The 14216-nt window shown below is 66.0% G+C and carries 14 protein-coding genes; 7 read left to right on the top strand and 7 right to left on the bottom strand.

Features of this window, described 5'->3' with window-relative positions; genetic code table 11:
* Nucleotides 1-502: 502 nt before the first annotated feature.
* On the top strand, nucleotides 503-1900 hold the full coding sequence (locus tag CEX87_RS14830) for a hypothetical protein (protein ID WP_158220776.1): 1398 nt from the start codon (nucleotides 503-505) through the stop codon (nucleotides 1898-1900).
* Nucleotides 1901-1911: 11 nt separating this feature from the next.
* Here CEX87_RS14830 and CEX87_RS14835 read toward each other — a convergent pair whose 3' ends face one another.
* A complete protein-coding gene (locus CEX87_RS14835; RefSeq protein WP_198957231.1) occupies nucleotides 1912-2829 on the bottom strand; it encodes an NAD(P)H-dependent flavin oxidoreductase in 918 nt (305 codons plus the stop codon).
* Nucleotides 2830-2942: 113 nt separating this feature from the next.
* On the opposite strand from CEX87_RS14835, the gene CEX87_RS14840 reads away from it, so the two are divergent.
* The 3 genes from CEX87_RS14840 to CEX87_RS14850 are packed head-to-tail and all read left to right on the top strand — an operon-like array spanning nucleotide 2943 to nucleotide 5731.
* The gene (locus CEX87_RS14840; protein ID WP_064417677.1) at nucleotides 2943-3992 is read left to right on the top strand and encodes a Rieske 2Fe-2S domain-containing protein; all 1050 of its coding nucleotides are present in this window, start codon (nucleotides 2943-2945) and stop codon (nucleotides 3990-3992) included.
* Nucleotides 3989-5080, top strand: coding sequence for an NAD(P)H-dependent amine dehydrogenase family protein (locus CEX87_RS14845; RefSeq protein ID WP_064425101.1), 1092 nt, complete (start codon nucleotides 3989-3991; stop codon nucleotides 5078-5080). Before CEX87_RS14840 ends, CEX87_RS14845 begins: the two co-directional genes overlap by 4 nt.
* A 3-nt stretch (nucleotides 5081-5083) precedes the next feature.
* Entirely contained in the window at nucleotides 5084-5731 is a 648-nt protein-coding gene (locus CEX87_RS14850; protein ID WP_094287889.1) for a TetR/AcrR family transcriptional regulator, read from the top strand.
* A 2-nt stretch (nucleotides 5732-5733) separates the two neighbouring features.
* Here CEX87_RS14850 and CEX87_RS14855 read toward each other — a convergent pair whose 3' ends face one another.
* The 3 genes from CEX87_RS14855 to CEX87_RS14865 all read right to left on the bottom strand — a co-directional run bounded on the left by CEX87_RS14855 (nucleotide 5734) and on the right by CEX87_RS14865 (nucleotide 9081).
* A complete protein-coding gene (locus CEX87_RS14855) occupies nucleotides 5734-6609 on the bottom strand; it encodes a universal stress protein (RefSeq protein WP_064398798.1) in 876 nt (291 codons plus the stop codon).
* 98 nt (nucleotides 6610-6707) lie between these two features.
* Nucleotides 6708-7832 carry an acyl-CoA dehydrogenase family protein gene (locus CEX87_RS14860; protein WP_064398265.1) on the bottom strand — a complete coding sequence of 375 codons (1125 nt, stop codon included), beginning with the start codon at nucleotides 7830-7832 and terminating at the stop codon, nucleotides 6708-6710.
* 10 nt (nucleotides 7833-7842) lie between these two features.
* Complete coding sequence (locus tag CEX87_RS14865; RefSeq protein WP_094287891.1) at nucleotides 7843-9081, bottom strand: acyl-CoA dehydrogenase family protein; 1239 nt, start codon at nucleotides 9079-9081, stop codon at nucleotides 7843-7845.
* 135 nt (nucleotides 9082-9216) lie between these two features.
* On the opposite strand from CEX87_RS14865, the gene CEX87_RS14870 reads away from it, so the two are divergent.
* On the top strand, nucleotides 9217-9618 hold the full coding sequence (locus CEX87_RS14870; protein WP_094287893.1) for a PAS domain S-box protein: 402 nt from the start codon (nucleotides 9217-9219) through the stop codon (nucleotides 9616-9618).
* On the opposite strand, the gene CEX87_RS14875 is transcribed toward CEX87_RS14870, so the two are convergent.
* Both CEX87_RS14875 and CEX87_RS14880 read right to left on the bottom strand, forming a co-directional pair.
* Nucleotides 9615-10337, bottom strand: a complete 723-nt coding sequence (locus CEX87_RS14875; RefSeq protein ID WP_318258833.1) for a ScbR family autoregulator-binding transcription factor — start codon at nucleotides 10335-10337, stop codon at nucleotides 9615-9617. The genes CEX87_RS14870 and CEX87_RS14875 overlap by 4 nt on opposite strands.
* Nucleotides 10334-10957: a TetR/AcrR family transcriptional regulator gene (locus CEX87_RS14880; protein ID WP_233151390.1), complete on the bottom strand. Its 624-nt coding sequence runs from the start codon at nucleotides 10955-10957 to the stop codon at nucleotides 10334-10336. Before CEX87_RS14880 ends, CEX87_RS14875 begins: the two co-directional genes overlap by 4 nt.
* 321 nt (nucleotides 10958-11278) lie before the next feature.
* On the opposite strand from CEX87_RS14880, the gene CEX87_RS14885 reads away from it, so the two are divergent.
* Nucleotides 11279-11521, top strand: coding sequence for a hypothetical protein (locus tag CEX87_RS14885; protein WP_142301095.1), 243 nt, complete (start codon nucleotides 11279-11281; stop codon nucleotides 11519-11521).
* Nucleotides 11522-11548: 27 nt separating this feature from the next.
* Nucleotides 11549-12430, top strand: coding sequence for a hypothetical protein (locus CEX87_RS14890; RefSeq protein WP_094287895.1), 882 nt, complete (start codon nucleotides 11549-11551; stop codon nucleotides 12428-12430).
* On the opposite strand, the gene CEX87_RS14895 is transcribed toward CEX87_RS14890, so the two are convergent.
* On the bottom strand, nucleotides 12377-14176 hold the full coding sequence (locus tag CEX87_RS14895) for a putative bifunctional diguanylate cyclase/phosphodiesterase (protein ID WP_064427333.1): 1800 nt from the start codon (nucleotides 14174-14176) through the stop codon (nucleotides 12377-12379). The two genes, CEX87_RS14890 and CEX87_RS14895, sit on opposite strands and share 54 nt — an antisense overlap.
* Nucleotides 14177-14216: the final 40 nt, after the last annotated feature.

The raw sequence follows: 14216 nt of genomic DNA on the forward strand, positions 1-14216 counted from the left end.
GCCTGGGCTGTTTAGACTGTCCGCTTAAAACGGCGCGTCTTTGGATCAGCGGACCGTTTTTCCGGCTACCAAAAGACCACCAAGATCAATTGTCGGCCGGATCAGTCTCGCGGTCGGAGTGGGAGCACCGCTGAGAGGGTCTCCGTCGCGGACGTCGCGATGTCAAGACCGCGCGGTCACCACCGGCGACCTGCCCCGATGATGTCGGAAACCGACCCGCTGTCCGCCGAGCGAATCAGCCGTCGCGATTTGAAACCGAAGGTTCGGAACCGGTCGCGGCGGCGTTGATCTTGAGCCGCCATTCGCGATGGTTCTTCAGTCGGCAAAGATTTGCACCGCGCCGGCCGCAATCGTCACCAATAGCGCTGTATTGCGAGGCTAATTCTGTGTAACAATCGTCTATCAAACCCTCTCTCAACGAGGGTTCTCTTTTCGGACGGAGGCGATCATTCCCACGTCACCTTTGCGCCTCACGGCGGGTGTCTGTGTCCTCGCTGCCGGATTGCTGTTTGGCGGCGGCGGTGCCGTCGCCAGTGCTGACGACTCAGGTAGCACCGGTGGCGCGGGAACGAGCGGCTCGACCGGGTCCAGCCAGGGGTCCACCACCGGCACCGACGGCTCGGACACATCGGGCGCCACCACCGGGACGGCGACCAAGTCCACTCCGAAGATCGATCGGCGCTTCCGGCTCCGCCTTCCCGATTTCTCCCGGCAGTCGCCGTCGCGGCAAAACGGATTCACCCGCCCCACGACCATCGTGCGGGGCGGCGTCGACACCACCGCGACCACGGGGACCAAGGCGGAGGACACCGAGCTGACCGCGGACGACTCCGAGACCGCGCCCGCCGAGGAAGCCAAGACCACAACCGCCGCCGAGCCACAGGGGAACGAACTCGGCGTCGGGCCGCAGACGACCGAAAGCGGAATCGTCCCCGAGACCCAGGAACTGACGACGGAGACCGAACCCGCCGCCGAGGCTCCGGTTCCGACGGTGCCCGCGGACGGTTCGGCCACTCAACCCGACTCCAACTCCGCCGCGGACGACGCCGCAGCGTCGCCCGCCCCGCAGGCCGACACGACGCCCGCCGTTCAGGTCGACACCCCGGTGACGCCGGAAGCCAAGACGGCCGATCCGCTGACCAACGCGTTCGTCACCATCAACGGCGCGATGGTGACGTGGTCGGAGTCGCTCGCCGCGCTGCAGACATCGAAGACGCCGATCCGAGATGCGATCACCTCGCTGCAGACCATGCTGACCACGGTGACGGGCGCAGTCACGCGGGTACCTTCGGATTTCTACGCGATGCTGGGCATCCCCGCTTCGTCCGGTCCGCCCCAATCGTTGATCGGTGGTAGCGGCACGTTGGATGCCAGGAAGGTGAACGCCCCGACCGGAGGAAACCTGGTCGGACCGCATCCGGGCGAAGCCACGCGGCCCGTGGCCCCCGCGGGCACCGGATCGCTGTTCGGCACCATGGCCCCGCGCCCGGTGCAGGGCAAGGTGGCCACCACTGACACCGTCCAGCCGCTCTCGGTGTCGGGAACGGTTCCGCTGACCACCGCCGCCGCGCCCGCGAGTGCGAAGTCGATCTTCGAGCACGTCATCGAGGCGGTCCTGGTTCCGGCATCGCTGACGGCGCTGGCTGCCGTGGCGTTGCCGGGTGTCGCCGCCTTGCTCATCGTCGCCGCGGCGGGCATCCGTGTCGGCTACCGGCAGGCGAAGGCCGCTGTCGCTCTGCGGGTCTCCGGTATCGCGCGGTTCGCCGGCCCGGGGCCGCTGGGGGTGGTCCGCTCGGGCTCCATGGTCGCGCTCCGTCAGCGCGCCCGTGGGCCGCGCACCAAACGCGCGGTGTGTCCGGAAGCCGAACGCGTGGCGCGCAGCCACGAGCGCGTCGCCTAGCCCGCCGGCTGCTACATCCTCGATTTGGCGTCGGTCAACGCCGCATCGATCTCGGTCCACGTGCGCCGCACGATGTCCGCGACCGGCAGAAGCTCCTGGATCCGGGACGAGACCTGACCGGTGTTGGCCACACTGGCGTTCATATCGCCGTCGAAGTACAGCTCCGTGATCTTGCCCAGCAAGCGTGCGCCCGGTTCGTGAGCCGCGACGCGCGCGGCCAGCCCGGTGCGCAGGACGCGCATCGTCGGGTTGCCGGGGATGGCCAGAAGCACGGTGCCGGAGTCGTCGGCCGTCACGATCGCCTCCTTGAAATTCGCGTGCACGGCCGCCTCGACGCTGGCCAGCATCCGGGTCCCCATCTGGACGCCCTCGGCGCCGAGTACCAGCGCCGCCGCCGCCGACCGTGCGTCGCACATGCCGCCCGCTGCGATGATCGGCAGGTCGACGTTCTCGGCGACCAACGGAAGCAGCACCATCGTCGATGCGCCCAGCAGCGACTTGAACCCGCCGCCTTCGACGCCCTCGACCACCAACGCATCGACGCCGGCATCGGCCGCCTTGCGCGCACCCTTGAGGGATCCGACGACGTGCACGACCGTCATGCCGGCGTCGTGCAGGCGTGCGGTGAACAACGCGGGATCGCCTGCCGAGGTGAAGACGTGGTTCACCCCGGCCGCGGCCAGGGTGTCGACGATGGACGGGTCGGCCTTCCAGCCTTGGATCATCAGGTTGGCGGCGACCGGCTTGTCGGTGAGGTCACGCACTCGGTACAGATCGGCGCGGCCGTCTTCGGTCAGCGTCTCGATCATGCCAAGGCCGCCGGCCTGGCTGACGGCCGCGGCGAGCTCGGCGCGCGCGATGTAGGTCATGGGCGCTTGCACGACGGGGAAGTCGACGCTGAGGAGCTCCTGGATTCGGTTGGTCACCAGGTCATTCTGCGTGAGGGCCGCCGGCAACGAAATCACCCTGGCCAAATTTACATTGAGTGCTCTATCATTTGTCGGACCGAGACCCAGTGGCAGCGCAGCCCGAGAGGACGTCGATGGCCAAGCCACCCCTGTCGATGAAGCCGACCGGATGGTTCCAGGTCGCGTGGTCGGCAGAGCTCAACCCCGGCGATGTCCGGCGGATGAAGTACTTCGACCGTGAGATGATCGCGTGGCGAACGTCTTCGGGCCAAGCGGTGGTAATGGACGCCTACTGCGAGCACCTTGGAGCGCACCTCGGATACGGCGGCCACGTCGAGGACGAAGTCATCGAGTGCCCGTTTCACGGCTGGCAGTGGAACACCGAAGGCCGCAATGTCTGTATCCCGTACCAGGACCGCCCGAACCGCGGCAGGCGGATCCGCAGCTACCCCGTCGCCGAACGCAACGACTCGATCTACATCTGGCACGACATCGACGGACGGGCACCATATTTCGACGCGCCGGACATCTTCGGCAGCTTCGGCGACACCAGCACCGCCGCCGACTACTACCCGCCGATGACCCTCTTCCGCGAGGGACTCGAACTGCATCCTCAGTACGTGCTCGAGAACGGCGTCGACTTCGCGCACTTCAAGTTCGTGCACAAAACACCGATCATCCCCGTCTTCACTCGTCACGACTTCGCCGAGCCGTGGTCGTATGTCGACTTCACCATCACCTTCGAAGGCGACGAATCCCAGTCGATCGACGACGTGCGAAGCGGTGTGGAAGCCATCAACGGCGGCCTCGGCATCGCGGTGACCAAGAGTTGGGGCATGGTTGACAACCGGACGATCTCGGCGATCACCCCCGTGGACGACCGAACGTCGGATGTCCGGTTCATGGTCTACATCGGCCGCACCCCCGGCCGCGACGACCAACGGGCCGAGGAGAAGGCAGGTGAGTTCGGCGCCGAAGTCATCCGCCAGTTCACTCAGGACGTGCACATCTGGTCGCACCAGCGCTATTCCGACCCGCCCGCGCTGGCGACCGCCGAGTACGAGGGTTTCACCGCGCTACGCAAGTGGGCGACCCAGTTCTATCCCGACGGCCGCGGCGGCAATGCCGCGGACCTTCAAACATCCGGTGCCGCAACGTCGTCCGAGAAAGGTTCGACCCGATGACCGCACAATTCGCCCGCCCGACGCGTGTGTTCCAGGTGGCCACAGGCAACCTCGGGACCGAGATGATCAAGCGGATCGGGGAGCATCCGGATCTCGAACTCGTCGGATTGCACTGCTACACCCCCGAAAAGGTCGGAAGGGATGCCGGTGAGATCGTCGGCATCGGACCGGTCGGGGTGCGCGCCACCGGCACGATCGAGGAGATCATCGCCGCCCAACCCGACGTCCTGACGTTCCACGGTGTGTTCCCCGACGAGGACCTCTACATCAGAGTCCTCGAGGCGGGCATCAACATCGTCACCACGGCCGACTGGATCACCGGCTGGCACCGCGACACCAACCATCCGCATCCCTCGGGCAAGCCCGTGTCCCAACTCCTCGAGGACGCCTGCCGCAAGGGCAGTTCCACGTTCTACGGCACCGGCATGAACCCCGGGCTCAACCAGATTCTGGGCGTGGTGTGTTCGGCCGACGTCGCCGAGATCGAGAACGTCACCACGATCGAGTCGGTCGACGTGTCGTGCCATCACTCCAAAGACACCTGGATCGAGGTCGGGTACGGCCAGCCCGTCGACGATCCCGATATCCCGGGCAAGCTGGAGAAGTACACCCGGGTCTTCGCCGACAGCGTGCTGATGATGGCCGACTGCTTCGATCTGAAACTCGACGAGGTCAAGTTCAGCTACGAATTAGGCGCCTGCACAAAGGATGTGGACCTCGGTTGGTATCAGCTGCCGAAGGGCTCACTGGGTGGGAACTACATCAAGTACCAGGGCATGGTCGACGGGGTGCCGCGGGTGGAGACGCATCTGGAATGGCAGATGACACCGCACACCGACCCGCATTGGGATATCAAGGGGTGCTATATCACCCAGATCAAGGGCGACCCGTGCGTGTACAACAAGCACATGATCTTCCCGAAGCCCGGGGTGGACCTGTCCAACCCCGAGGCCTTCGCCTCGATCGGAATGACGGTCACGGGAATGCCTGCGCTGCATGCCATCCGGTCGGTCGTGGCCGCACCGCCGGGGCTGATCACCAGTGCCAACCTGCCGTTGCGCGGGTTCGCCGGCCGCTTCAAGAGGTAGGGAATGCCGCAGGCCGCCAACGTCGCGCCGCGCCGCCCGCCGAACGGTAAGCAGCTCCGAGCGGATCGGACCCGCGCGCTCGTCATCGAGGAAACGGTGTGCTGCGTCCTGGAAGAGGGATTCGCCGCGGCGAGCGCCAAGCACATCACCGAACGCGCGGGTGTGACCTGGGGGGTGATCCAGTACCACTTCGGTGACAGGGACGGGTTGTTGATGGCCGTCGTCGACGAGGGCTTCGGACAACTAGTGGCCTGCCTGCACGATGTTCAGGCCGCACTGGGGGAGCACCACGGACGTGCGCGCACCGAGCTGGTGATCAACGCGGTCGCCGACGCGTTCCTGAGTCCGACATCCATTGCCGCGTTGGAGATCTTGATTGCGACCCGAACCGGACGCGCCGATGCTCAGCAACGTCACCTGGCCGAGCTGTTCTCCACACTGACCCGGCTCGGCCGCTTCGTGGCCGAGGGTCTCGACCAGAAACACGCCGACGCGGTGGGCAACCTGATCTGGACCACGCTGATGGGCGCGATGGTGGCCAAGATGGTCGTCGAGGAACCGGTCGACGTCGGTCGCGAGCTTCGCGCGTTGACCGACGTCGTCACGGCCTACGTCGAGCTTCAGCTCGACGACGCGGCGGCCGCGCGATAGCTCTACCGCGGCCGCACGACGATCACCGGCGCCTTGGCCGACTGAGCCACCTTCGACGCAACGGAGCCGAGAACGAGGCTGGAGAATCCGCCGCGGCCCCGGCTGCCGACGACGACGAGCGCGGCCTCACCCGACGCTTCGACGAGCCGTCGTGCGGGGTCATCGCTGACGATCCGACGCTGCACCTCCACATCCGGATACCGTTCCTGCCAGCCGGCGAGGCGTTCGGACAAGACCCGGTGCCCGCCGTCCTCGTAGCGTTCCCAGTCGTTGCCGATGGAGGGAAATGAGGCATCGCTCCACGCGTGCAGTGCGATAAGCGCCACATTCCGCCTGGAGGCCTCGTCGAACGCCAATTCCGTGGCGTCTTCGGAGGCAGGCGAGCCGTCGATGCCGACCAGGACGGGGGCACTGGTGTCGACTGCGGCCGCGTCGTCGGTGCGCACGATCGCAATGGGACCTTTCCCGTGGTGCAGCAGGCCACTGCTGACCGAACCGAGAAAGGCTCGGCCGAGAACACCGAGGCCCCGCGACCCGGACACGGTCATGTATGCGTCGCGCGAGGCGGTGACGAGCGCGGCGGGCGCCGCGGCGTTCATGATCTGCGTTTCGATGGCCGGTGGCGCCTTGTCGCCCGCAGCGGCCTGCACGGTTTTCTGCGCCGAGTCGAGGATGTCGCGGCCGTTGGATTCCATCGACTCGATGTAACTGGCTTCCAGATACGCGACCGGCCATGTCACGACGACAGGGGTGATCGCATGGAGCAACCTGACCGGTTGGTCCCGCAACAGGGCTTCGTGAGTCGCCCAACGAATGGCGGCCTCCGAGTCCGGTGATCCGTCGACGCCAACAAGAATTCCGCTCGGACCGGCAGCCATGATTTCTCCCTTCACCACATGGCGGTTGTTGATTTCGACGTTACGTCCTCAACCGACCATGTGGACAGGGCCTTTGGTCCCTCATGCCGCCGCGACGGTCAGGCCTTGGTCAGCTCCGCGTATCGGGTGACGTGGAAGTCGGTGGTGCCGAACTCGTACTGAAGCGCGGTCAGCCGCTTGAAATAGTGGCCGATCGCGAGTTCCTCGGTCATCCCCATCCCGCCGTGCAGTTGCACCGACTGCTGTCCGATGAACCGCGCGGCCCGGCCCACGGTGGCCTTGGCCGCCGACACCGCGCGCGCCCGCACATCCGGCTCGGCCTCGAGGTTGAGGACCGCCAGGTACGTGGCGGACACCGACTGCTCGACTTCCATGTACATGTCGACCATGCGGTGCTGCAGCACCTGGAAGCTGCCGATCGGCTGCCCGAACTGCTGACGTTGTTTGGCGTATTCGACGGTGTCCGCCAGGACCTTCCGCATGCACCCGACCGCTTCCGCGCAGACCGCGGCCGCACCTTCGTCGCGTGCCTGAGCCAGCGACGGCCATGCCGCGCCCTCTTCGCCGAGCAGCGCGTCGGCCGGAAGCCGCAGCCCGTCGAACGTCAGGTCGGATGCCCTGCGGTCGTCGATGGTGCGGTAGTGGTGGGCCGCGACAGCGTCTCCCGCCGACTCGAAATCGACGAGGAACAGCGAGATTCCGCTGGCGGTGCGCGCGGTGACCAGAAGGTGGGTGGCCAGAGGTGCGCTCGCGACGACGATCTTGGACCCCCGCAGCACCCATTCGTCGCCGTCGCGCTCAGCGCTGGTCGTCACGTCGGCCCAATTGTGGCCGGACTCGGATTCGTTCGCCGCGAGCGCCACGATGGCCCTTCCCTCGACGATCCGCTCGAGCAACGCCGAGGCCGGCTCGCCGCCGGCACGCTGCAGCAGGCCACCCGACACGACGACGGTGTCCACGTACGGTTCGACCACCAACGCTTGCCCGAGTGCCTCGGCGATGACCATCACTTCCACCGGCCCGCCGCCGATTCCGCCGAGGTCCTCGGGCAAGGCGGCACCGAGGATCCCGAGCTCGTTGGCGAACCCGGACCAGATGTCGGGCTGCCAGCCGGAACCCGTCTTCGCCGCCGCGCGGCTGCTCTCGAGCTCGTATCGGCTCGACAAGAACTTGTTCAAGCCGTCGCGCAGCAGTTCTTGTTCCTTGCTCAGGTTGAAGTCCATATCAAGCCCCTCAGAGTCCCAGCGCCGCTTTGGCCAGGATGTTGCGCTGAATCTCGTTGCTGCCGGCGTAGATCGAGCCGGCCCGGTCGTTGAAGTAGCGCAATGGTGCGACCGCCTGCCAGGGTTCTCCGCTGAGATATCCGTCCGGCGGCGGTTCGAACTCGGCGATCGGCCCGCCGGGGCAGGTGGCGTGCGGCTGGTAGACGCGGCCCCGCGGTCCGGCCGCTTCCATGGCGAGCTCGGTGATCGCCTGACTCAACTCGGTCGCGAGCACTTTGAGCATCGACGACGCGGCGCCGGGGTTCTTACCCTCGGCCACGGTTGCCAGCACCCGGTACTCGAGGATCTCGAGCACCTCGGTGCGGATCCGCGCGTCGGCCAGCTTGTGGGCGAAGGCGGGGTCGTCGATCAGTCGGCCCCCGCCGGGACCCGGTTCAGTGGCCGCGACGGTGGCGATCTCCTGCGCCATCACCTGCAGTGCCGGTGACGACGCCCCGCCACCGCGTTCGAATTCCAGCAGGTACTTGGCGACGGTCCACCCGTCGTCGATCTTGCCGAGGACGTTTGTCGTGGGGACCCGCACCTCGTCGAAGAAGACCTGGTTCTGTACTTCTTCTCCGGATGTCATCACCAGCGGCCGGATCTCGATGCCGGGGGAGGACATGGAGATCAGCACAAACGTGATGCCCTGCTGCTTCTTCTGGCCTCTGGACGTGCGCACCAGCGCGAACATCCAGTTCGCCTCGCGGGCGTGCGTCGTCCAGATCTTGCTGCCGGTGCAGACGAGGTCGCCCGCCGATTCATCGAGGACCGCCGCCATCGACAGCGCGGCCAGATCGGACCCCGCCTCGGGTTCGGAGTAACCCTGGCAGAAGAAGACCTCGCCGGTGAGGATGCGCGGCAGGAAGAAGTCCTTCTGTGCGTCGGTTCCGAACTTGATCAGGGCGTGGGCGACCATGCGGATGCCCATCGGGGACAGCGACGGCGCGCCCGCCAGAGTGGACTCCCGGCTGAATATGTAGTGCTGGGTCAGGCTCCAGTCACAGCCGCCGTACTCGACCGGCCAGGCCGGCGCGGCCCAGCCCCGCTCGTGCAGGATCTCCTGCCATTCCATGCTCGCATCATGGTCGGCGTACACGCTGGTCATGAGGCGGCCGGCGCGACGGAGCTCCGGTGTCAGCTTCTCGTCGAGGAAGCTGCGCACCTCGTCACGAAACGCCGCGTCGGCCGGCGACCACTTCAGGTCCATCGTCGATCCCCTGTCTCTTGACGCTCTACACAGTAAACCTAGTTGACTATGTGGCCCTCCGGGGGCGTTAAGTGAACGGGCGCTCCGCGGCAATAAGCGGAACGAGGACATTGCGACGACTGCATAATTGAATCCGTGGAGCGACGACGAGACGGTCAGGTTGCGAAATCGCCGACGGCTGTTCTCGGGGAGCTACCCGCGTTGGTGGTGCTCGACCGCCTACCGGTGCCGGTGTTGGCGATCGCTGAAGACGGGGCGATCGTGTTCGCCAACGAGGCGTTCGCCGACATGGTCGGCTACGGCGCTGACGCGCTGCGCGAGCTGCACTTTCATCAGATCTTCCACACCTTGCCCGCCGACGAGTCTGCGGTGTCGGTGATGCGTGCGCACGAGGAGTTGGTGGTCGAACTCCTGCACCGGGACGGTTCGATCGTGCGGGCCAGGATGAGCAAGTCGGCCCTGCGGCGCGGCAGCGACCCGGTCGCGCTGGCGACGTTCCAGGATCTGACCGAACGACTCTGGGTCGACGAACTTTAAGCCTCAGCCGGGCGGGCGCCGTGGCGTAGGGCTTCTCGCGCCAGATACTGCTGGAAGTAACTCAGTGATTCCGCGGTCGCGATCGCCGGCAGCAGGATCTCCCAGATGCGCCCGAGGCGTTCCATCACGTCGGCGCCGAACGAGGTTGAACTGGAGAGAAGTTCGGCCCCGGTCATCGATCCGACAACCGTCTCGGCGACCGCGACGGGATTGAGGTCGGGACGTACGTCGCCCTCCTCGATGGCCAGCGCCGCGCTCGACGCTATCTCGTCCAGCCAGCGGCCGAAGATACGTGCGTTGGCCTGGCTGAACCCCCCGAATGCGCGCCGCAACTGGGTGGCGCTTAGGGCGACCATGTCCGTGGCGAGCAGGTCCGCGACAACGAAACAAGAGTGGATGATGCGTTCGAGCGCGGGCGCCGAGGACTCGCTGATCTTCTCGAACGCCTCGAACAGGATCGTGCTGCCCTCGTCGATGATCGCGGCAGCGAGCGCGTCTTTGGAGTCGAAGTGGTAGTACAGAGCGCCCTTGGTCATCTCGGCGCGATCGATGATGTCGCCCAGGCTGGTCGCGGGATACCCGATCTCGTTGAACAGCTCCACCGCGGCATCGATGATCCGCCGCCGGGTGGCTTCAGATCGCGCTTGGCGCACCATCGCCGGTACCTCCGGATGCTCCGACGGCCCCATCCGGTTGGAGACGGCCTGGTCGGGGATCATAGATCATCTAATGGAACCGCCGTCTTGATGGCGACCGCGGTCCGTCGCTTGACGAACTCGGCGAGATACGAGATGCGGTCCGGGGCGGTAAGCCCGGGCAGGAGCAACATCCAGGCCGACTGCAGGTCGCGCATGAAGCGCTCGGGGTTGTCGAGATCGCTGGTCTGCCGTAAGCCCATGTACACCGAAACCAGGAGGCGGCCGATCGCTTCGGCGTCATCGTGGTCGCGGATGTCGCCTTCGGCGACCGCCCTGTCGATGACCTTCGCGTAACCCTCGACCCACCGTCGGAGGATGTCGGGCTGCAAGCCGTCGGTACGTCCGATGGATTCCAGGAGATTCAATCCTGCCCTGGCCACCTCGCTGCCGATGTCGTCGACCGCGAGCCGGAACGACATATCGATGAGCGTCTCCAGGCCGGACAACCGTCGTGCCAGCACCTCGTCGACCGAGGCTCGCGCTTCCTCCATGCGGAGCTCGACGATCGCCGACGCCAGCGCGTGTTTGGAGCGGAAGTGGAAGTACATCGCGCCCTTGGTGACCGCCGCGTCGGTGAGGATGTCGTCGAGGTTGACCCGGCTGTACGAGCTGCGCGCGAACAGACGAGACGCCGCACGCAAGATCTGGAGCCGCGTCGAGTCCGACCGTCGATCAACCTGGTCGGCCGGTGGGGGAACGGCGTTCAGTGGGGGCCTCGTTTGCCTGAAATTAACCAACCCTGCAATTCTTCCATCCACTTCCCCGGTTCGACGAATTCTCTCCAGTTAGCTGTATGCGACAACGCGGATGGCCACCTGTTCGTCCGCCGCCTTCGATTTCTCTGCAATCTTTTCGTCTGACTTTTCCAGAATCTTGCACGTCGAATTGTTGTGTCCGACACGCCAAACTTTAAGTCATAGTTAGACGCCCATAACATCCAAAAAGTATGTAAAGTACCTGCCGTGATGACTTTCGGTTCGCGGCGACGCGTATTGCCGCTCGTCGGTCTCACCGCGTCGCAGGCGTTCGGCGCTCACCGCATCCGGACAAGTTCGGCGGCGCGCACGTTGTTTCCTATCGCGTTGCCATTGCCTGTACTGGCAAACCCCTCGAAAACGCCGTACGGGCAATGGCAGCTTTTCGAAAACGGCCTGAATCATCGTGTGATGCGCAAAATCCCGCATCGGTATGTGGCCGGACTGTAAGTCACAGCGACCTTGGAGAAGTTAACGGTGCAGTGGGACGACGAAGTCGACGTGGTGTGTGCCGGTGCCGGCGCGGCTGGGCTCGCACACGCCATCGCACTCGACGAACTCGGTGGTGAGGTGTTCATCGCGGACTGGGGAGTCGCCGAGCACAACTGGTTCGGTACGAACGCGACCGATGAGTGCACCCGCCACTTTTTCGCCGAGATGACGTCGGACCTGGGGCCGCTGCACGGTCAGTCCCACGATGTCGGCGTGCCGATCCGCGCCGTGCCCTCGCATGTGCCCGCCGATAGCGGTCGCACGGTTGCGCCATTCGTCGGGGCTCGCCTGCGGGAATGGGCCGCCCAATGTCTGGCGACGCCGTTCGGTTACCTCTCGACCCGGCTTCCGGATTGGAGCGCGACGACCGTTCAGGCGTCCGATGGCCAGATCCTCGAGGTCCTCGAGATCGGTGCGCTGTCCGCCGATTCCGGTGAGCTCTCGGCCTCTGTACTCGATCTGCTCACCACGGGTGTGGCCGACCGTGACATCGAGGTGCATTCCGACCATGCGTTGCAACGCCTGGTTTTCGAGGAGGGCGTCGCGGTGGGCGCGGTGTTCGCGACTTCAGACGGGCCGATGGCGGTCCGGGCTCGGCACGGTGTCACGGTCACGAGCGGAGCCGTACAACTCCCCGAAATCGATCCGCGGTCGGTGTCCGGCGACATCCTGCGTGTCTGCCTCGTCGGACAGCGTGCCAGCAGGTTCGGCCGCGTCGAGGTGCTCACCTCCGAACCGCCGGCAGTGTCCGGTGCGGCGTGCCATGCGCGCGGTCGCCGGCTACCGGCCAATCTTCGTGAGACGTACCGCCACTCAGGGTCGTGGCGATGCGGCAAAGTCCACGGGTACCCGTCCCTGGGCGAGTAGCGATTGCATCTCGGCGCCCGGCAGCGGGCGCGACAACAGAAATCCCTGCGCCCGGTGGCATCCATGTTCGAGCAGGGTGCGCGCGGCCTCCTCGGTCTCCACACCCTCAGCGACGAGTTGCAGGCCGAACGCCTCGGCCAGGGCGATGATGGCGCGCACGATCGCGAGATCGCCGGGATTGTGGCCCAACTCGCGGACGAAGCTCTTGTCGATCTTCAGGGTGTCGACGGGCAGCGACTTCAGATGTGAGAGCACGCTGTAGCCGGTGCCGAAGTCGTCGATGGCGACCTGTACGCCGACCTGTTTGAGGCCGGCCAGCGTCTTGCGGGTGGTTTCGATGTCCTGCACCACGACGCTCTCGGTGATCTCCAGGCACACCGATCCGCCGTCGAGGCCGAATTCGTCGATAGTCGCCGCGACCGATTCCACGAATCCGTCACTCACCAGCTGGACCGGCGAGACATTGACCCGCAAAACCGCGTCGCGGCCGACACCGTTGGTGCGCCACTGGGCGAACTCGCGGCACGCCGTCCGCAACACCCAGCGACCCAGTTCGCCCGCCAGGTTGATCGATTCGGCCACCCCGATGAAGGAGCCGGGCGCGAGCAGACCGCGCGTCGGATGCTCCCAGCGGACCAGCGCCTCGGCGGCGAGGATCTCGCCGGTGCGCATGTTGACCTCGGGCTGATAGTGCAGGAGAAGGGCGCCCGTTTCGATGACGTTGTGCAGGTGAAGCTCGATGTCGTTGCGGAAGTCGGACTCCATCGACATCTGATCGGTGAAGACCGCTACCTCGTTGCCGCCGGATGCCTTGGCGGTCAACACCGCTTGGTCGGCGCGCCGCAGGAGGTCTGAGGTGTTGTCGCGGCCCGGCTCGCCCAGCGCCACACCGATGCTGACGGTGCGGGTGAGCGTCTCGCCGTCGACCGCCACCCGCTCGTTGAGCGTCGATTGCAGCCGAGTGGCCAGTTCCCTTGCGGTGTCGACGTCCGTCGGTCCAGCGGGCACGACCACGAACTCGTCGCCACCGAGCCGGGCGAGGAAGGTGCCGTCGTCGGCACTTTGGCGCAACCGCTCGGCCAGGACGCGAATGAACCAGTCCCCGGCGGTGTGGCCGAGGTAGTCGTTGATGGCCTTCAACCGGTCCAGATCGAAGAACAGCACCGAGACCGGCCCCGGTTGTCCCTGCTGCAGACGGGCGTCCAGGTGCGCCAGCAGCGCCCGCCGGTTGCACAATCCCGTCAGGTCGTCGTGTTCGGCCAGGTAGCGCAGGCGATCCTCGGCTTCGACCCGCGCTTGAACCTGAGCGAACAGCGACGCGATCGCCTTGAGCGCGTTCAGTTCCTCGGGCGTCCAGTCCCTGTCGCCGAACTTGACGAATCCGAGCACGCCGGAGGTGATCTCACCCGACAGCATCGGGACGCAGGCCATCGAAGTCGACGGGACCTGTCTGCCCTCGGCGATGGTCTGCTGGTACTCCTCGGTCGAGGGCTCCGGGCGGAACACGATCGGTTCCTTCTGATGCTCGCACCGGGCGAACACCGGATCGGCGTCGGCGAAATACACCACGCCCAACGGGTCGGGATCCGGCATCCCCGGGCGGACCGGCCACTCCGCGACCAGCACGGACGCGCGGATCCGGTGATCGTTGTGGCGCAGGAAGCTGACGTCGACGCCGAGGTACTCGACGAGGTCGGCCAGCACACGCTGGCTCACCTCCACCTGCGTCGCGGCGTTCACGCCCATCAGGTGCGTGGCGACCGACGTGACGAGGTTCTCGAGACTG

Source organism: Mycobacterium lehmannii, from assembly GCF_002245535.1.
In the GTDB taxonomy this organism is placed as follows: domain Bacteria; phylum Actinomycetota; class Actinomycetes; order Mycobacteriales; family Mycobacteriaceae; genus Mycobacterium; species Mycobacterium lehmannii.